This window comes from Spiribacter salinus M19-40 (genome assembly GCF_000319575.2).
Classification (GTDB): Bacteria; Pseudomonadota; Gammaproteobacteria; order Nitrococcales; family Nitrococcaceae; genus Spiribacter; species Spiribacter salinus.
Genome location: NC_021291.1, coordinates 220,643 through 239,275, shown reverse-complemented (window position 1 = coordinate 239,275; position 18,633 = coordinate 220,643). Strand labels below are relative to the sequence as shown.

General features: G+C 62.4%; 19 protein-coding genes. 4 read left to right on the top strand and 15 right to left on the bottom strand.

Features of this window, described 5'->3' with window-relative positions:
• Nucleotides 1-81: 81 nt before the first annotated feature.
• The 9 genes from SPISAL_RS01160 to SPISAL_RS01120 all read right to left on the bottom strand — a co-directional run bounded on the left by SPISAL_RS01160 (nt 82) and on the right by SPISAL_RS01120 (nt 9,855).
• Nucleotides 82-837, bottom strand: coding sequence for an IclR family transcriptional regulator (locus SPISAL_RS01160; protein ID WP_016352639.1), 756 nt, complete (start codon nt 835-837; stop codon nt 82-84).
• Nucleotides 838-849: 12 nt separating this feature from the next.
• Nucleotides 850-3,060 carry a TRAP transporter permease gene (locus tag SPISAL_RS01155; RefSeq protein WP_016352638.1) on the bottom strand — a complete coding sequence of 737 codons (2,211 nt, stop codon included), beginning with the start codon at nt 3,058-3,060 and terminating at the stop codon, nt 850-852.
• 3 nt (nt 3,061-3,063) lie between these two features.
• Nucleotides 3,064-3,543: a DUF1850 domain-containing protein gene (locus SPISAL_RS01150; RefSeq protein ID WP_144060354.1), complete on the bottom strand. Its 480-nt coding sequence runs from the start codon at nt 3,541-3,543 to the stop codon at nt 3,064-3,066.
• Complete coding sequence (locus tag SPISAL_RS01145; RefSeq protein ID WP_016352636.1) at nt 3,536-4,504, bottom strand: TAXI family TRAP transporter solute-binding subunit; 969 nt, start codon at nt 4,502-4,504, stop codon at nt 3,536-3,538. The genes SPISAL_RS01150 and SPISAL_RS01145 overlap by 8 nt, the downstream gene beginning before the upstream one ends.
• Nucleotides 4,505-4,550: 46 nt before the next feature.
• Complete coding sequence (gene hutG, locus SPISAL_RS01140; RefSeq protein WP_245539909.1) at nt 4,551-5,393, bottom strand: formimidoylglutamase; 843 nt, start codon at nt 5,391-5,393, stop codon at nt 4,551-4,553.
• A 140-nt stretch (nt 5,394-5,533) separates the two neighbouring features.
• Nucleotides 5,534-6,424 (bottom strand): recombination-associated protein RdgC, encoded by an 891-nt coding sequence (locus tag SPISAL_RS01135; RefSeq protein ID WP_016352634.1) that lies wholly within the window; start codon nt 6,422-6,424, stop codon nt 5,534-5,536.
• An 8-nt stretch (nt 6,425-6,432) separates the two neighbouring features.
• Nucleotides 6,433-7,575 carry a 5-(carboxyamino)imidazole ribonucleotide synthase gene (locus tag SPISAL_RS01130; protein WP_016352633.1) on the bottom strand — a complete coding sequence of 381 codons (1,143 nt, stop codon included), beginning with the start codon at nt 7,573-7,575 and terminating at the stop codon, nt 6,433-6,435.
• Nucleotides 7,572-8,063 (bottom strand): 5-(carboxyamino)imidazole ribonucleotide mutase, encoded by a 492-nt coding sequence (purE, locus tag SPISAL_RS01125; protein ID WP_016352632.1) that lies wholly within the window; start codon nt 8,061-8,063, stop codon nt 7,572-7,574. Before purE ends, SPISAL_RS01130 begins: the two co-directional genes overlap by 4 nt.
• Nucleotides 8,056-9,855 (bottom strand): PHA/PHB synthase family protein, encoded by a 1,800-nt coding sequence (locus SPISAL_RS01120; RefSeq protein ID WP_016352631.1) that lies wholly within the window; start codon nt 9,853-9,855, stop codon nt 8,056-8,058. Before SPISAL_RS01120 ends, purE begins: the two co-directional genes overlap by 8 nt.
• A 104-nt stretch (nt 9,856-9,959) precedes the next feature.
• Between SPISAL_RS01120 and SPISAL_RS01115 the strand changes: the two genes are divergently transcribed.
• Complete coding sequence (locus tag SPISAL_RS01115) at nt 9,960-10,709, top strand: class I SAM-dependent methyltransferase (RefSeq protein WP_016352630.1); 750 nt, start codon at nt 9,960-9,962, stop codon at nt 10,707-10,709.
• Here the strand turns inward: SPISAL_RS01115 and SPISAL_RS01110 are convergent.
• The 6 genes from SPISAL_RS01110 to SPISAL_RS01085 form a co-directional block, all read right to left on the bottom strand.
• Entirely contained in the window at nt 10,672-11,571 is a 900-nt protein-coding gene (locus tag SPISAL_RS01110) for a hypothetical protein (RefSeq protein ID WP_016352629.1), read from the bottom strand. The two genes, SPISAL_RS01115 and SPISAL_RS01110, sit on opposite strands and share 38 nt — an antisense overlap.
• Before the next feature lie 84 nt (nt 11,572-11,655).
• Nucleotides 11,656-11,937: an RNA recognition motif domain-containing protein gene (locus tag SPISAL_RS01105; protein WP_016352628.1), complete on the bottom strand. Its 282-nt coding sequence runs from the start codon at nt 11,935-11,937 to the stop codon at nt 11,656-11,658.
• Between the two features lie 209 nt (nt 11,938-12,146).
• Entirely contained in the window at nt 12,147-12,659 is a 513-nt protein-coding gene (gene coaD / locus SPISAL_RS01100; protein WP_016352627.1) for a pantetheine-phosphate adenylyltransferase, read from the bottom strand.
• 78 nt (nt 12,660-12,737) lie between these two features.
• On the bottom strand, nt 12,738-13,292 hold the full coding sequence (gene rsmD / locus SPISAL_RS01095; protein WP_016352626.1) for a 16S rRNA (guanine(966)-N(2))-methyltransferase RsmD: 555 nt from the start codon (nt 13,290-13,292) through the stop codon (nt 12,738-12,740).
• 4 nt (nt 13,293-13,296) lie between these two features.
• Nucleotides 13,297-14,616: a M16 family metallopeptidase gene (locus SPISAL_RS01090; protein ID WP_016352625.1), complete on the bottom strand. Its 1,320-nt coding sequence runs from the start codon at nt 14,614-14,616 to the stop codon at nt 13,297-13,299.
• Nucleotides 14,617-14,618: 2 nt separating this feature from the next.
• Nucleotides 14,619-15,956: a M16 family metallopeptidase gene (locus SPISAL_RS01085; protein ID WP_016352624.1), complete on the bottom strand. Its 1,338-nt coding sequence runs from the start codon at nt 15,954-15,956 to the stop codon at nt 14,619-14,621.
• Nucleotides 15,957-16,026: 70 nt separating this feature from the next.
• Here SPISAL_RS01085 and ftsY point away from each other — a divergent pair, with 70 nt between their 5' ends.
• From ftsY to ftsX, 3 genes are read left to right on the top strand one after another with little or no spacing between them, the layout of a single operon-like run.
• Nucleotides 16,027-17,001 carry a signal recognition particle-docking protein FtsY gene (gene ftsY, locus SPISAL_RS01080; protein WP_016352623.1) on the top strand — a complete coding sequence of 325 codons (975 nt, stop codon included), beginning with the start codon at nt 16,027-16,029 and terminating at the stop codon, nt 16,999-17,001.
• Nucleotides 16,998-17,648, top strand: a complete 651-nt coding sequence (gene ftsE, locus SPISAL_RS01075; protein WP_016352622.1) for a cell division ATP-binding protein FtsE — start codon at nt 16,998-17,000, stop codon at nt 17,646-17,648. The genes ftsY and ftsE overlap by 4 nt, the downstream gene beginning before the upstream one ends.
• Nucleotides 17,645-18,577, top strand: coding sequence for a permease-like cell division protein FtsX (ftsX, locus tag SPISAL_RS01070; RefSeq protein ID WP_016352621.1), 933 nt, complete (start codon nt 17,645-17,647; stop codon nt 18,575-18,577). The genes ftsE and ftsX overlap by 4 nt, the downstream gene beginning before the upstream one ends.
• Nucleotides 18,578-18,633 lie beyond the last annotated feature (56 nt).

The following is an 18,633-nucleotide window of genomic DNA, read 5'->3' as shown; positions in this document are numbered from 1 at the left end:
AGTTCGCAGGGGCAACCCTGCTACCGACTCTCCTCCTCTTGGCCGACGCTAACGTCGGCTTTTTTTTGTCCGGATAACGCGTCAATTACTGAGCTGATTGCCAATGACGCGGGCTGACGCCGTCAACTCCGTGGCCAGTTCTTCAAACATGCCAGGGCGATGCATCACCGGATCTGGTCCAGCCACATTAATGGCCGCCACCACGTCTCCCACCGGATTGCGAACCGGCACCGCAACAGCCGTCGACTCATCCGAGCCACTGGTGTGCCACCCTCGATCCGATTCCTCAGCAATCATGTCGATGAGCTGTGGGAAGGTACTGGGTGATGGCGCTGCATAGCCGTCCAGATTCTGATGGGCATAGAGCATCTTGAGCGTCTGCGTGTCGACACCGCTGAGCAGCGCCCGTCCCATCGCCGTGGTATGACAGGGCAGGCGCGTCCCGACCGGCACGTTAACCGCCACACGTTGCTGAGCGAGCGCCCGGTAGATATACAGCACATCCCGCTCCTCGCGGATGGACAGATGCGAGGACAAGGACGTGCGCGCGCACAGATCACTCACCGGCTCTGCCGCGATTTCCACCAAATCACGGCTTGAGAAATAGCTAAACCCCTGAGCAACCATTCGGCTACCCAGGGCGTAGCGCCCATCGCGGCTCCGCTCCAGATACCCGCCGGCAAGCAACGTCTGCACGAACCGATAAACGGAATGAACGGGCAGTCCCAGCCCCTCCGCAATCTCATTCTGACTCAGCCGGTACTGCTCGCGGCCAAACAACTCAAGAATATCGAGCCCGCGTCGCAGCGCCGGAACCGTATAGTCCTGTTTTGTCATCGCATGCCCCGTTTATCCAGCCGCCGCGCTCGGCTGGCCCTCTTCGTTCACTTTCAACCGATTGCGTGCCAGCAGCCCGATCACCACCGCGCTACAGACCGCCACCACCCAGGGGTTGTTACCAACCAGGGTGAGACCGAGCACGGTGAGCAGATAGACCTCCCAGCGGCGAATCGGCGCGGCGAAGTAACCGATATAGGCTGCCGACAACGCCACAATGCACAGCACACCGCTGAACATCGCCACGCTGAACTCCACCCAGCTGAAATCGAGGAATAGCAGGCTCGGCGCGTACATAAACATCAACGGCACCAGCGCCTTACCCATCGACAATCGGAATGCCGTCACCCCAGTCGGCATCGGGTCGGAGCCTGATATACCCGCACCGGCATACGCGGCCAGCGCCACCGGCGGTGTCACGTCCGCCAGCACGCCGTAGTAGAAAACAAAGAAATGGGCGGCGAGCAACGCGATACCAAATTCATCAAGGGCGGGCGCCACAATGGAGGCGAGGATGATATAGGTCGGCGTGGTTGGAATACCGGCGCCCATCAGAATGCAGGCAACCGCCACCAGCAACAGCGCCGAGAACAGGATGAGGCCCGACTCACTGAACAGACCAAACGGTAACAGGGGCGCCAGCCAGCTCCCGGTCGCGTGGGCCATCTCCACAATCGCGCCCGAGAATTTAAAACCCAGCCCCGTCAGCGTGGTCACGCCCAGCAGAAAACCCACGCAGGCACAGGCCGCGGTGATGGCGATGGACTGCTTCGCGCCCTCCTCAAGGCTCGTCGTCAGCCGCCGAGGCGTCAGTACACTCGTGTTATCGAGCCGGGTAAACCCAAGAGGCCGCAGAACCAGAGGAATGTAGGAGCACACAACCGTCAGGATGATGCCCCAGAAAGCCGCCAAAAACGGCGTAAACCGCATCATCAAGAGGGTCACCATGACAACGATGGGAATGACCTGATGCCAGCGGCTCGCCATGACATCCAGAAACCGCGGCCGATCCGCGGCCGGTATACCCGCTAGCCCCCGTCTGCGCGCCTCGAAATGCACCATGCACAGGGTGGCCAGGTAATGGAACGCTGCCGGAATCACGGCAATAAGAATGAGCTCGTTGTAGGGGATGCCGAGCATCTCCGACATCACAAAGGCCGACGCCCCCATGATCGGCGGCGTGATTTGACCACCACAAGACGCCGCGGCCTCAGTCGCCGCCGAAAACTTACTGCCGAAGCCATAGCGCTTCATCATCGGAATAGTGAACGCACCCGTCGTCACCGTATTGGCGATCGGCGAGCCGGAAATCATGCCGAAGAAACCGGATGAGACCACCGAGACCTTCGCAGGCCCACCGGAGTAGCGACCTGCCAGCACCGTGGCCAGATCAATGAACAACTGCCCGAGCCCGGATGCCTGAGCAAGCACTCCGAACAGGACGAAGTGGTAGACGTAGGTCGCTGCCACACCCACCGCGACGCCGTAGATGCCCTCCGTTCCCAGGTAGAGGTGCCCGATCAAGCGCAGCACGTCGTATCCCCGGTGGGCCAGGGCATCCGGCAGATATTGCCCCAGGGTGGCGTAGAGCAGGGCCATGAGACCGATCAGGGGCAGGGCCTCACCCATGGTCCGGCGGGCGCCTTCCACCACCATCAAAATGGCAATGCCGCCCATCAGATAATCAATCGGCAGCGGAAACCCGACGTTGGTGACAAAAATCCGCTCAAAGAAAATCAGGATATAGGCGGAAAACCCGGCACCCAGCAAGGCCAATGGCCAGTCCAGCAGCCCAATGCGGTCACCCTGGCCACCCAGGAACCGAAAAGGCAGCGCACTCAAGGCAATCAGGCCCGCGAAGGCGTACGAGGCCAGTGTGAGGCCCATCCCGATCTGACCGGAAAGTGCACTGACCAGCTGATAAGTAAAAATCAGATAAAAAGCGGCAAAAATGACGCCGAAACCCACACTCGCCCCACGACGTATCGGGCGAGCACGCGGGAAGAGCAAAAAGAGCAGCCCCATGGTGAAGGCCATATGGACCGAGCGATGCGAGACCTCATTCAGCAGCCCGAAACCGGCCGTGTAGATGTGGAATACGCTGAGCGCAATACAAATGGCCGCGACGAAAAAGCGCAGCGGCCCACGTAACTGCCTGAAACCACTCTCGCGATCGTATTCGCGAATCAGGGTATCGGTATCGGAAGTGGCGTGCTCCGTCATGGCTTACCTGTTGCTTTTACAGTCGCCGACCGGCTCGATACGCAGCGCCCGGTCAGGCCAGTTCGTCAAATCGATGCGACGCCCATCGGCCCGCAACGTGTTATCGAAATCCGGGTGCGCCCGAATGATGAGCTTGGATATCGGCCGACGCATATGGGCCACGAACCCGGTGTCGGTATGCTCCAGCCGGCTTAAACCAGGTTCATCCTCCATCGAAGGCAAGCCCTGCCCATGGGTGACGAAATGCTCAGCGGTCTGCACCAGTTGCCGTTCAGACCCCTCACCCTCGAGGGTGTACACATCTTCCACAGGCGTTTGTGAGACCGAATGAATAAACGTCAACGAGAAAGCCCGATCGGATAGCGGCAGACAATCCAGTCGCTCACTGGTCCGAGCCTCTCTGACCTCGAGGCCCAGAGAGTGGGCCGGTGCGGTGAAAGCCAAGGCCATCACCGCACCCAGCACCGGGAACGCTTTAGTCAATGACGCCTTGCTCGCGGTAGAACCGTTCTGCACCGGGATGGAGCGGAATGGTTACCGACTCGAGGGCCGTTTCAAGGCTGATCTCGCGGCCCTTCACATGCACTTGGGCGAGGGTCTCGACGTTGTCGTACAGCGCCTTGGTCACGTTGTAGGCCATCTCATCCGAGACACCGGCATGCGTCGCCCAAATGGCGCGCACGGCGAGCGTCTGGACAGGCTCGTCGACACCCCGATAGGTCTCTGCTGGCATTTCCACCGAGGTGTACTGCGGCTGACGCTCCAGAAGGGCATCCACCTCAGGACCCGCCAGCGGCACGATATTCACATCATGACTGTTGGCAAGCTCGGTGATCGATGAGGTTGGCGTACCGGCGGTGATCAATGACGCACCCAGATTGCCATCAGCAATCTTGCCGGCGGCCTGTGAAAAGGAGGAGTAATCCTCATCGATGTCATCGCGGCTCAGGCCATGCACATCCAGCAGATCTGTCAGCAACTGATACTGCCCGGAACCCGGTGAGCCAGAACTGACGGACTGACCCGCCAGATCTTCCACCGACTGGATGTCGGGCTGGGCGACCAGCTGAACGGTTTCCGGATACAAAGCGCCGAGGGCCCGGAGGTTTTTCTGCGCCTTGTCTTCAAACTGATTCTCACCGCTGTAGGCTGCACCCAGGATGTCGGCCGCCACGAAGGCCGACTCAATCGCCTCACGACCCAGCAGTCCGGCATTCGCTACCGATGCGTTGCCTGTCTCGGCCGTTGCGGAAATGCGTGCGCCTTTGAGTTCGGCGTTATTCGAAATCACCTGCGCAAGCATCCCACCCAGCGGATAATAAGTGCCGCCGGTGCCGCCAGTGGCGATACCGAAGAACACGCGTTGCTGAGCCATCGCCGTGCCCGCGGCAACGCTCAACCCCAGCAGCGCAACGGCTGCGATCTGTGTCACTTTTGTTTTCATCATCTTCTCCTTCAAAGGATCGGCTACTGATTGGTCGGACTCGGGCCTATGCACCCAGAACCTGACTGGCCAGCACGGCAGCCGAACGTGCGGTCATCTGTTTTGAATCAAATGTTGGGTTCAACTCGACAATATCGACCAGTCGCAACCCGCCGGGACAATGCCGGGCGGCGTCGACGATGTGGTCAATCAATGCTTCAACAACAGGCATCGGCACACCACGTTCAGCGGGTGCGCTGACGCCAGGCGCCTGATCGCGGGGTAGCACGTCAAGATCGATACTGAGGTGCACGACCTCACTGGCGGCGACGAACTGGTCGATCTGGTCCTGGACTGTTGCGCTCAGCCCAGTCTGCAGGGCGACATCTGACACCCACTCGGCACCGATCTGTGATGCCCGATCAAAAAGCGCGTCACTGTTGGATTCGGCTGCGAGACCCAGCACCAGATACTGCCACTGCCCCGTTGGCGTATCCGCATGGATCTGGCTAAACGCCGTGCCGGAGTTACCCCCCGTGGCGTAGGGATCGCGGAGGTCGAAATGCGCATCGATGTTGATCACGCCGACCACTTGATCGCCGACATGCCGGCGCAATCCACAATGACTGCCGTATGTGGCCTCATGCCCGCCCCCTACCACCAGCAGGCGATCCACCGCGTCTAGCTGCTCAGCGACCGCCTCGGCTAGCCTCTCCTGAGCCCCCTCCAGGGAATTCAAGACTGGGGTAATGTCGCCGTGATCCGGTATGGACTTCCCCATCGAGGCGAGGGCTTCACGAAACGCGCCAGGGCCGGCATGCGCACCAACGCGCCCGCCGTTACGGCGAACGCCGATATCACAGGCGAACCCCAGTAAACCAGCAGACGCGGGAGCGGAAGCAGTGCACACGCAGGGAGTGTGAGAATTCAAAAGGCCGCCCAAGTTTAATTACATTTGCACTGAGGCTATGCAAAAGTGTTTAAACGGTCAATGCGTTTCAAATTTGTGCACATACGCACAAATCTTGCGCAAAAAATATGCTCGGCCAGTTAGTCGAACCAGGACTGCAAGCGCGGAAGAAAGCGAGAAAGCTCTCCCGACATGATCGAGAAATCCGCGTCAAATCGCTCCGCCGCCGACTCCGCCTCGCGCTCATCGGCATCAGACTGAACCAGATCGGTGAACTTCAGGCGTTTGATCGACAGGTCAGCATCCAGCACCGCGTTGATCCGGCCATCCCAATCCACGGCCAGACGGCGTATTCGCTTGCCGGCCCGCACCAGGCCACGGATTTCGTCGCTGCGCAGATCCTGGCGCTTACAGCGGACTTCAGCCCCCTCGCTGCGAGGGTCTTCAAAAACCGCCTGCTCACCGGGCTCAAGATCACTGGGAAAATGATCTCGTGCGAGCCACTCGGTCATCACCTGACCGGGTGCGCTGTCCGTTTGCAGCGGACGAATCGGCAACGTGCCCAGTAGCGCACGCAGGTCATCGGTCAGCAGCTCGCCCTCGCGCCAGGTGGTGGCATCAACCACCAGCCATCGCGCCTCGAGATCGATATAGGCATAACAGCGCTTCGAGCGCGTGAAGGCCCGAGGCAATAGATCGAGGGTCACTTCTTCTTTCAGTCGGGCTTTCTCCCGCCGGCCGAGGGGCCGACCCATGGCGTCTTCCCGCTCCGAGACCCGCTCCTCCACCGTCTCACGGACAACCGCAGGCGGAAGGACCCGGCTCTCGGTCTGCAGGCAGATCATCATCCGCGGCCCCGCCACATGCACGAGCGGTTCACCACCAGGCAACGGCGGCACCCAGCCGCGGGATTCGGGATCATGCCCGCCCACCGGCTGAAAGGCGCCAGTCTGCAGGCGCTCTTCAAGCTGCTCGGCGTCGATGCGAAACGCATCCGCGAGCTGATAAACGCAGAGATTCCGAAACCACATGAGGCGTTCTATTCCGTTGAGTGAAGGGCGGCCCGGGCCGCCGTGGCACGTCTGGCGGCATCGTCACGATCCGATCCAAACGCCGTGATATGGCCCATTTTGCGACCGGCGCTCGCCTCGGCCTTGCCATACAGATGAAGATTGACTGCCGGATCGGCCAGGGCCGCCCCCCAGGCTGGCTCGCCGCCAGCCCAGTGATCACCGAGGAGGTTCACCATCGCCACAGGCTGAAGCCGCCGAGTATCGCCGAGGGGCAGCCCGCAAACCGCACGCAGCTGCTGATCGAACTGGCTGCTGGCACACCCCTCGATGGTGAGATGCCCGGAATTGTGTGGGCGGGGCGCCAACTCATTCACTAGAAGCGCTCCATCGCGGGTCAAAAAGAGTTCGATGCACAGCACACCGACCACATCCAGCGCACTCAGCACCGTCTCGGCAATGTCCCGCGCGGCTTTTGCCTGCTCGGGCGCCAACGGCATATCCACAATGGAAACATCGAGGATGTGATCCACATGACGGTTCTCAATGAGCCCGTAATCGACCACAGCGCCATCCAGACCGCGCGCAGCCACCACAGAGAGCTCGGCGGCGAAGTCGACAAACCCCTCCAGCACGGCGGGCACGCCCCCGATTGCCTCCCAGGCATCTGCTGGATCCGTATCGCGATCAACCCGCGTCTGACCTTTGCCGTCATAACCAAAGCCAGCCGTCTTGAGAATGGCCGGCGTGCCAATGCGATCGATGGCGCCCGCCAGCTGCGCCTGGGTATCGACCACCTCGAACGGCGCCGTCGGGAGGCCAGCCGCCGCCAATGCCTCTTTTTCCCGTCGACGATTCTGGGTGATGTGCAGGACCTGCCCCCGTGGGCGCACGGGCGCGTGCTGTGCCGCGGCGTCTGTCGCGGCAGAGGCGACGTTTTCGAACTCGAAGGTGACGACATCGACCTGGCGAGCGAAATCGGCGATCGCATCGAGGTCGTCGTAATCAGCGACAACCTCCCGATCGGCTAATTGCCCCGTTGGCGTATCCGAGCCTGGTGAGAGTGTGTGGATGCGATAACCCATGCGTCGCGCGGACTGCGCAAGCATTCGGCCAAGCTGACCGCTACCCAGAATGCCGAGGGTCGAGCCGGGAAGGATCGGCTCGCTCAAGGCAATTCGTCCTCAATCACCTTATTCGCCTGGGCTTCGCGAAAGGCGGCCAGCCGCTCGGCAAGCGCCGCGTCATCGGCTGCCAGCATGGCAATAGCAAAGAGCGCGGCATTGCGAGCGCCCGCATCTCCGATCGCAAACGTGGCGACCGGAACACCACCAGGCATTTGCACGATCGACAGCAACGAATCGAGCCCCTTGAGTGCACGGCTTTGCACTGGCACGCCGAGCACCGGAACCGTTGTCTGGGCGGCGACCATGCCCGGCAAGTGGGCGGCACCCCCCGCCCCGGCAATAATCGCCCGTAACCCCCGTTCTCGCGCTGTCGCCGCATAGTCATTCATGCGCTCAGGCGTGCGGTGGGCCGACACAATCCGCGTCTCATGCGGCACACCGAAATCCTTTAGAACGGTGTCGGCATGCGCCATGGTCTCCCAGTCCGAGCGGCTACCCATGATCACGCCGACCTGGGGGGCCGCATCAACCATCGGATTTCTCCCGCACGTAACGACCCGGCGCATCCTCAATCGCTTTTAGCTTGCCTTCACCCGGCTGCCGCGCAGGCACCTCGCCGCCGCGCTTGGGTGTCAGCCACTCCACCCAGTCCAGCCACCAGGAGCCCTCATGCTGCGTGGCACCCTCCAGCCAGGCCTCCGGGTCCTTGGGGCCGCGGGTATTGCGCCAGAAGCCGTACTTCTGCTTTTCCGGCGGATTAATCACACCGGCAATGTGGCCGGAGCCGCCCAATACAAACCGCGTCTCGCCGCCCAACAGCTTTGTGCCCGCATAGCAGGCATGCCAAGGCGCGATATGGTCCTCGCGGGCCGAGACGAAATACGCCGGCACCTCGACTTTGCCAAGGTCGATGGGCACCCCATCCAACGTAATCCCACCGGGCTCACGCAGCTTGTTCTCGAGGTACATGTTGCGCAGATAAAAGGCATGCATCCGCGCTGGCATGTTCGTCGAATCCTGGTTCCAGTACAGCAGATCAAAGGGGAACGGATCCTCGCCCTTGAGGTAGTTGTTCACAAAGAACGACCAGATCAAATCGTTGGAGCGCAGACTCGACATGGTCGAGGCCATCTGATTGCCCGCCAGGTATCCCCGCTCGTTCATCTGTTTCTCAAGGGTGTGGAGCTGGTCTTCGTCGATAAAGATCTCGAGCTCCCCCGGGCTTTCGAAGTCCAGCAGTGTGGTCAGGAACGTGGCGCTGTTGACCCCGGTCTCGCCTCGCTCAGCCATCCACGCCAGCGTAGAAGCCAGCAGCGTGCCCCCGAGGCAGTAACCGATCACATTGACGTCACGCTCGCCGATGACCTGCTCCACAGCATCCAGTGCCGCGACAGGCCCCTCTTTCATGTAGTCCTCAAACTGCTTTTCGGCGAGTGCCGCATCCGGGTTACACCAGGAGATCACAAAGACCGTGAAGCCCTGCTCTACCAGCCATTTGATCAACGAGTTCTTAGGCCTGAGATCAAGGATGTAGTACTTATTAATCCAGGGCGGCACAAACAGCAGAGGACGTCGCGCGACCTGCTCGGTCGCGGGCGCGTACTGGATCAGCTGCATCAGCTCGTTTTGATAAATCACCTTCCCGGGGGTGACCGCCAGGTCCTTACCCACCTCGAAGGCATCAGGGTGCGTCTGGCGAATCTTGAGCGTGCCATTGCCGCGCTCCAGATCCTCCAGCAGCTTGTTCAGTCCGTCGAGCAGATTCTGGCCCCGCGTCTCGACGGTGCGCTCGAGCACCTCGGGGTTCGTGGCCAGGAAATTCGACGGCGACATCGCGCTCACGAACTGCCGGGTGTAGAAGTCGACCTTGCGATGCGTTTTGTCATCCAACCCGTCAACATTGTCCACCGTGCGATGCAGATAATCCGCGGTCAGCAGATATGACTGCTTAACAAAGTCAAAAAACGGGTTGTCCTCCCAGCCCTCATGGGCAAACCGCTTGTCACGCCGATCCGGCTCGCGCGTCGGTTCGCTCTCGACGCCCATCATTCGCAGCGTTGAGTTTTGCATGAGCGACATGTAGTCCTGCCAGAAAGACATCTGCGCCTGCACGAGCTGGACCGGATCGGCCATGAGCCGGGCGTAGAGGTCCTGAAAGAGCTTGCTCATGTGCAGCGCATCGTCCATGGAGACCTGCTGACCGGCCTCCTGCCTGCCCAGAAAATCTTTTACAAGCTGTTGACTGCGGCCGGCGATCTCCGAGAGTGAGCGGCTGAGCTCATTAGGATCAATGGCCGTGGCTCCGCTATCCTTTTCTTCAGTCATGATGGCTATCGCCTCCAGACGCAGGTGGAATAAAGATCATACGGCACTGCGACAAACGCTCACAAACACCTGGTGAAATCCCGGTTGTCGACGCTTCCTCGGCAATGGCAACGGCCAGCCGCGAGCTTGCCACCCGGCTTGGTCTACCGCTGATCAGCGCACCACCCCAATCCGGACTGTGGCTGCAATGGACAACGTCAGGCCTTGCGCTGCAGGCGGGCGCCACCCGTCCCCAAAGGCTGATCGTGGATTTCGCCGCCGGCGCGCAGGGCCATCGCGCGGCTCAACTCGGCCATCGCCGGGAGCTTGTCGCCCGGGCCTGTGGCGTTGGTGGCGGGCGCGATGGCTCGATCGTGGACGCCACGGCCGGGCTGGGGCGGGACGGATTCGTGCTCGCGGCCCTCGGGGCGCGCGTCACCATGCTCGAGCGCTCACCTATCCTGGGCGAACTACTCGCCGATGGACTACAGCGTGCCCATCAGGCAGGCCATGCTGAGATCGTCGAGCGCATCAGCCTCATCACCACGGAGGCGGCTGAATGGCTGCCTCTGCAATCTGCCGAGACACCACCGCGGGTGGTCTATCTCGACCCGATGTATGCCGAGACCCAACGTCGCGCTGCGGCCGGCAAAGCGCTCGCGATGCTGCAAAAACTCCTGGAACCCGATGACGACGCCGACGCGCTGCTGGACGTCGCGCACACCGTCGCCACCGAACGGGTTGTGGTCAAGCGGCACCGCAAAGCCGCACCGCTTGGGGCCAACGCACCTGACTACACACTAACCGGCCGCAGCACCCGCTTTGACGTCTATCGGGTCAGCGCGGCACCGCCGGTTGGTAACGAGGAATCGTAACCGAGGCCTCAAGGGCAAGCATGGCCGACCAGGGATCGTTGGCCCGTGCCGGCGCCTGCAGATCGCCGTCGGTCACCAGACGCAGGCGCAGATCGCTGAAGCCCGCCCGGGCAAGACGGGTCGCCGCACCCGCCTGAGCCGTCGGGTCGATCTCGCCGGCAATCTGGGCGAGCAACGTCCCGCCTGGGCCACTCTCCGGCTCGAACTCGGCCAGCCGCAGGCTACGCAGGCGTTCTCCAAAATGATCGCGCAACACCGGCCAGACGCCCTGCAAACGCTGACGATGTGCCCCATTGGGTCGCGGCGTCGCCGGCATCGCGCGACGCAGGGCGAGGTCCAGCAGCACATCCGGCGGCGGACCGGCCTGAGCGACCTCAGCCGGGGAGCGCTCTCCCAGCCCGGGATGGGGCGTGGCCCACCAGCGCCGAGCGGCTTGCTCGCCGGCCACATCACTCTGAATTAACCGATCGAGGAAATGCGCATCACAGCTCACCCGATGCGTGCCAGCCACCTGGCGGCGCAGACCCGAATGCCCGCACGTCTCGCAGGTCACCGCGGCCGCATCGCGGGCACGAGCAATCGCCGCCGTCATCCGCTCGCGAACACCATCGAACCGAATCTCCAGCGCGCCCTGCAAAGCGCGCATCCGCCGCCAGCGAAAGCCACCCCGCTCGGCCGCGGGGACCTGATGCTCAACGTCGGCAAAGAGTTGATTTAAGAGGGCATGCCAGCCCACCGGGATATCGATCTCAACGGGATCATCATCGGGGCGCTGGCCCCGGCGCTGGAACTGCCACGCGTGTTTCAGCTGAGCCGCTGCGAGAAAGGCGCGATGCTTGTGTTCTTCGTCGTGGGTCACCATGGCGATATTGTGCGCACAGCTGGCCCAGAAACAAAAAGCCCGCGGTCGCAAGCGACCACGGGCTTCGAACGGCGTGTTATGCCGTTACCAGGAGCGGCGCGGGCCACCCCCACCGCCGGCGGGTTTGCGATCCTGCGCTTCATTGATGCGCAGTGTGCGTCCCCCCATCTCGGTGCCATTGAGGGCCTCGATGGCGGCGTCCGCCTCGGCAGGCTCCATGCGAACGAAGCCAAAGCCGCGAGGACGACCGGTTTCCCGATCAGAGATCATGCGAACTTCCTTGACTTCACCATGCTCGGCGAACAGGTCGCGAATCTCGTCCTCGGAAGCGGAAAAGGGCAGATTGCCCACGTAAATCGATTTCATCACTAAGTCTCATCAACACGCTGCCGGCGTTTGTATCGCGCGGCAGGTCTAACATCGCAGAGGGCCATGGCCCTCCTTCGGACGGCCCGAACATCGGGCTGCCGGGTCACGCCGCGCGCAGCGGCACTGACCTGAGGTTGACCATACGGCAGACCGACTCCCCGCGCAATGGCCATCTCTATCGGGTAGTCTCGATGGGCATCCGCCGCTCAGGCGATACGTGACTGATCGCCCTTCTGGCCGTATCGCCGTGACAGGGCTTCTTGAACCGCCGGGTGGACGAACCGGCTCACATCGCCACCCAGGCCCGCTACCTCGCGCACCAGACTCGATGAAATATAGGAATACTGCTCAGCCGGGGTCAGAAAAACCGTTTCCACGCGCGGCACCAGCTGGCGGTTCATGCTCGCCAGCTGAAACTCGTATTCGAAGTCGGAGACGGCTCGCAGGCCTCGCAGAATCACGCGGGCACCCTGCGACTCGACAAAGTCGACCAGCAGGCTCTCAAACGCCATCACCTCGACATTGCTGTAGGGCTTTAGCACATGCCTTGCCATGCCGACGCGCTCATCCAGGTCAAACGCCGGGTGCTTGCTGGGACTTGGATAACCGGCGACCGCCACAATCAGCCGATCGAATAGACGCGCTGCGCGCTCCACCAGATCACTGTGGCCATTGGTCAGAGGATCGAATGTCCCCGGATAGACTGCCGTTACCGCCATACCCCCTCCTTCGTTGCACTGCAACATCGTAGAGGCTGTTGATGGAGGATGCCACCCCTGGCAATCAGGTGACCAGCCCTAAGCCGTTGCGAGCAGCCCGTACCAGACCGCGCCGCTGCGCTTCTCCCGCCACACCGCCCAATCCGGCGGCAACACGCCTGGGTCAGGGCGCTCACGCGATTCAACGTACACGAGGGCCTCAGGCGAGAGCCAATCCCCAAGCGCCAGGCGCTCCAGCACCGGCGCCAACAACGCCTGGTCGAAAGGCGGATCCAGAAACACCAGATCAAACGGCCGCGCCTGCCCTGCGAGATACTGCCGCGCGTCAGCCACGATGACCTCGGCCCGCTCGGTCGCGTCCAAATCACCCAGGCGCTCGCGTAAAGCCATGGCAGGCTGGCGAGCCCGCTCCACAAAGACCGCTTCAACGGCCCCACGGGACAGCGCTTCGATACCCAGTGCGCCCGTGCCAGCAAACAAATCCAGCACACGCGAGCCGGCGACCTGCCATTGCAGCCAGTTGAACAACGTCTCCCGGTTGCGGTCGGCGGTGGGGCGCAGCCCAGACGCCCCCTGAACCGCGAGACGCCGGCCACCCCAGACGCCGCCAATAATCCTGAGCTGCCCGGCCAAACGCTCAGTCCACGCCGTTGATGACGGCTTCCGGGCCAACCAGCACCGTGATCATGTGCTCAGGGTCGAGCTGGCTTTGCAAGGCCGCCTGCACGGTCTGCCGGTCCATGGCTTCAATGCGCTCCATGAACTGCTGGAGATAATCGTGGGGCAGATCATGAAACCCGATACTCGAGACATAACCCAGCAAATCGCGGTTGCTATCGAGCTGCAGAGGGAAGCTCCCCGTGATGTTGCGCCGCGAGGCCTCCATGCGCTCCTCGCTTGGCCCCTCATCCCGAAGCTCGGCGAAGCTGCCGCGCAAAACCTCCAGGGCCTCGCCAAGCGCTTCGTTGCGCACCTGCGTCGCCATTTGAAAACGGCCTCGCTGCGCCCCCGTGCTCAACCGCGAGGAGCTGCTATAAGACAACCCGCGGTCCTCGCGCATCCGCTCAGCCAGTATCGAGGTCAAACCGCTCCCACCGAGCATGTGGTTACCCATGTAAAGCGGGTAGTACGCTTCATCGCCGCGGCGAACGGACGGCTGACCCACCATGACGTGGGTCTGACCTGCCTCAAACGGCACCCGAACGGTCTGCGGGCCATCAGGCAGCTCGACTTCAGGCAATGGCGGTAACGCCTCACCGGCTGGCAATGCCTGGGATAACTGCTCAGCAATCGCCTCGGCACGCGCCCGCGTCAGATCCCCCACAACGGTCAGCACGGCGTTGTTCGCCGTGTAATGACGCGTGTGAAAGTCAACGATGGCCTGTCGATCCAGGACCTCAACCGACGCTGTGGTGCCACTGGGAGGCGAAGCATACGGGTGGTCCCCGTATATGGCGCGGGTAAACGCCCGCTCAGCCTGATCGGCCGCTGATGATTTTGCCTGCTGGAGGCCGAGCAACATTTGCCGGCGCACACGCTCGAGGGCGTCTGCCGGGAAACTGGCCCCCTGCATAACCGCTGCCAGCTCTTCAATCACCGGCTCCAGCCGCGCCGGGTCACTCAGACCCCGCAAACTGAACTCACCCGTGTCCCGTCCGCTGTTTGTGGACACCCGCGCCCCATAGCGTTCGAACGAGCGGGCTATTTCACCGGCATCCTGTGCCTCAGTTCCCTCGAGCAGCAGCTCGCTGGTCAGTCGTGCGAGACCCGGATGGTCGCCATCCCGCGCACTGCCGGCATCGAAGACCACCCGCAGATCGACAATCGGCAGCTCATGGCGCTCGACAAACAGCACCTTTGTGCCCGATTCGGTGTGCCACTGCTGTATGTCCGCTTCCATTGCGCCCCCTGCGCCGCTGATGAGTATCAGGCCTAACATGACGATCCAGCGCTTCATGATCAGGCTTCCTCGTCGTCGGGCAGCATGACGCCAACCGTCAGCTGCTCGGCACGCAGGAATCGTTGCGCGGCGGCCTGCACGTCTTCAGCCGTGAGTGACTGGATACGCGCCTCAAATTCACCCAGCTGTTGCCAGCCGGCGCCCGTCGTCTCGAGCATGCCCAGCTGCATCGCCTGATAGAACACCGAATCCAGTTCGAACAGATGGTCAGCAAGTAGCTGGCTGCGCGCCCGCTCAAGCTCTTCGGCTTGAACCGGCTCGTCCTTCAGGCGCTGGACCTGCTCACGCAGCGCCGCCTCGACCGCTTCGACATCGCCATCGCCGGGCACGCCGTACAACGTGAACTCCCCATCCAGACGCACCATCGGGTTGTAGCCCGCCCCGGCGGCCGCCGCAACGTCACTATCCCGCACGACCGACTGCGGTAAACGCGCCCCCTCACCGCCATCGAGCAGGTTGGCGAGCATCAGCAAAGCATACGGGTCATTCTCCGACTCCGCTGTCGCGAACGAGGGCACGTTATAGCCCAGCCGCAGCTGCGGGACCCGGGCCTGTGTATCCCGATAGACCAGCCGTCGCTCGCCAGGCGGGTCGAGCCGCTCAGCGTCGCTAACCGCCGGCACCGCACGTGCCGGAATCGATCCGAAATGCTCCCGGGCCAGGGCATGCACCGCCTCCGGATCAACGTCGCCCGCGACCACCAGTGTGGCGTTGGCCGGGTTATACCACTGCTCGTACCAGCCCTCGAGCTGGTCAACCTGCATTCCGCGAACATCATCGGCCCAGCCGATAATCGGATGGGCATAGCCGTTGGTGACATTGGCGACGGCGGCATAGCGCTCGCCAAAACGTCCCTCTGGGCGATCCTCGCTGCGCAACCGGCGCTCTTCCAGGACCACTTCGCGCTCGGTGGAAAGGGCGTCCTCAGTGATCTGGAGGTTGGCCATCCGATCGGCCTCCAGCTCGAGCGCGATGGGCAGTCGGTCAGCGGCCAGCACCTCGAAGTAGGCGGTAAAGTCCCGTCCCGTGAAGGCATTCTCGCGGCCACCCTCACGGGAAATGATCTCGGAGAACCGGCCTTCCGGGACCGCCTCAGTCCCCTTGAACATCATGTGCTCAAACAGATGGGAAATCCCGGTCTGACCCCGGCCCTCGTAGCTCGAGCCGACGCGGTACCAGACCTGCGAGACGACAACCGGCGCCCGATGATCCTCGCGCACCAGGACCTGCATGCCGTTATCGAGGGTAAACTCGCTCACCTCCGATTGTGTCTGGGCGGCCGCTGGCACAGCCATCAAAGCCGGGATCAAGGCGAAAAAAGCGTTTCGCGTGGTCATGCTCGGTTCTCTCCGATTGCGCGGTGATAGAATAACGATACTTTGTTCGGTGATAACCCAAGAGAGTTCCATGCTGCCATTTCGCCGTAAACGTGAAACCAGCGAAGCACCCCCTGCCGGCCTGCTGCAAAAGCTTCGCTCGGGGCTGAAACGCACCGGCAGCGGGCTTGGCACCCTCTTTCTGGGGCGCAAGCAGATTGATGACGCGCTCCTCGAAGAGCTGGAGACGATGCTGCTCATGGCCGACGTCGGGGTTGAGGCGACGACCCAGATCATTGAGGACCTCACAGCCCGGCTCAAGCGCAACGAACTCACGGATCTCGACGCCCTGCAAACGGCCTTGCGCGAGGACATGCTGGCCATCCTTCAGCCCGCTGAATCACCGCTCACCATCGTCGAGCAGGACGCGCCCGTGGTCATTCTGGTGGTGGGCGTCAACGGCGCCGGCAAAACCACCACCATCGGCAAGCTGGCGGCGCGGCTGCGCAGCGAGGGCCAACGGGTCATTCTGGCCGCTGGCGACACCTTCCGGGCGGCCGCTGTCGAGCAATTGCAAACCTGGGGCGAGCGCACCGAAACCCCCGTAATTAGCCAGCCAACCGGGGCAGACAGCGCGTCCGTTGTGTACGACGCCCACCAGGCAGCCACAGCGCGGGGCGCCGATGTGCTCATCGCCGACACGGCGGGGCGTCTGCACACCCAGGGCAACCTGATGGAGGAGCTGCGCAAAATCCACCGGGTGCTCGGCAAACAGGATGACACCTCACCGCACGAGGTCCTGCTGGTGCTCGATGCCGGTAACGGACAAAACGCACTCGCACAGGCCGAACAGTTTCAGCAGGCCGTGAACGTCACCGGCATCGCCCTCACCAAGCTCGACGGGACGGCCAAGGGCGGCGTGATCTTTGCGATGGCTCAGCGCTTCGGTATCCCCGTGCGCTTTATTGGCATCGGTGAGGGCGTGGAAGATTTGCGCCCGTTCGATGCCGAGGCCTTCGTGGACGCGCTGCTCAGCCAGGCGCAAACCGACGCCGATGAGACATGATCCGATTCGATGAGGTGAGCAAACGCTACCCGGGCGGCAACGAGGCACTGCGTGGCCTGGCCGTGCACATCGCCCAGGGGGAAATGGCATTTATTACCGGAGCCAGCGGCGCGGGCAAAAGCACCTTCCTGCGCATGATTCCCCTCCTTGAGCGACCGAGCCAGGGCAGCGTCGTCATCGATGGGGTTAACCTGGCGCGCCTTCCAAAACGGCGCGTGCCCTACCTGCGCCGCCGCATTGGCATCATCTTTCAGGACCATCGCCTGCTCCATGACCGCAGCGTATTCGACAACGTCGCGCTGCCGCTCGTGATCGCCGGACGAGCCCATCAGGATATTCGCCGCCGGGTTCGCGCGGCACTCGACAAAGTGGGTTTGCTGCACAAAGAGCGCGCAGAGCCAGTCACCTTGTCTGGCGGCGAGCAGCAGCGCGTGGGGATTGCCCGGGCCGTGGTGACCCGGCCGCCCGTGCTGCTAGCCGACGAACCCACCGGCAACCTCGACCCCACGCTCTCAGAGGAGATCATGCGGCTTTTTGAGCAGTTCAATCAAGTTGGCGTCACCACCGTTATCGCCAGCCATGATTTACCGCTCATCGAGCGTCTCGGCCACCGACGCATCCACCTGGTAGAGGGACGCGCGGCATGAAACTGCCCGCCGCACTTCGCAGCTGGGCCGAACAGCATGCCCGGGTCGCGATCGGATCACTCGGACAGATCCGGCGACGCCCGAGCGGCAGCCTGATGACGATGGCGGTCATTGGCGTCTCCCTGGCGCTACCCGCTGTATTCCTGCTGGCCATTAATAACCTGCAAAACGCCACGGCCGGCTGGGATGGCACGCCGCGGATATCGGTCTTCCTGGAGCAGGGCGCATCGGCTGAGGCCCAAACCCGACTGCGGGACCAGGCCGCGGGGCTTGAGGACGTGGCCGCCGTCGAACTGATTACTCCCGAGGCCGGGCTGCAGTCTTTCGAACAGCACTCGGACATGGGCGAAACGCTTGCACTGCTCGATGAAAACCCGCTCCCCGCGGCCCTGGAGATTCGCTTGGACGAGGGCACCCGTAGCGAAGATGCCGAACAACTCGTCACATCACTCGGCGGCCTTGAAGGCGTTACCGAAACCCGGCTTGATCGTGCCTGGCTTCAGCGCCTGGAGGCGATCATGGCACTCGCCGGGCGCGGGGTCGCTCTGATCGCACTGCTGTTGGCACTGACGGTCATCCTTGTGGTGGGCAATACCATTCGCCTGGACATTGGCAACCGGCGCTCGGAAATCGAAATCACCAAACTCATTGGGGGAACGGATGCGTTCGTTCGCCGACCCTTTTTGTATACCGGGCTTTGGTACGGCTTTGCCGGCGGGCTCATGGCGGCCCTGCTGCTCATTATCGCGGTACAAATCATTGGCGGACCCGCCGGACACCTTGCCGAGCTCTATGGCAGTGGCTTCCAGCCCGAGGGGCCAGGGCTGCTGGGAACACTGCGGCTAATCGTGATCGGCACCGCGCTCGGTCTGCTGGGGGCATGGATCGCCGTTGGCCGACATCTCTCGCAGATCGAGCCTGAAGGCTGAACTCCCGGGTGCCTTAACACTCTAAATGGGCGTGATAAACTTTTGCGGATGAATGA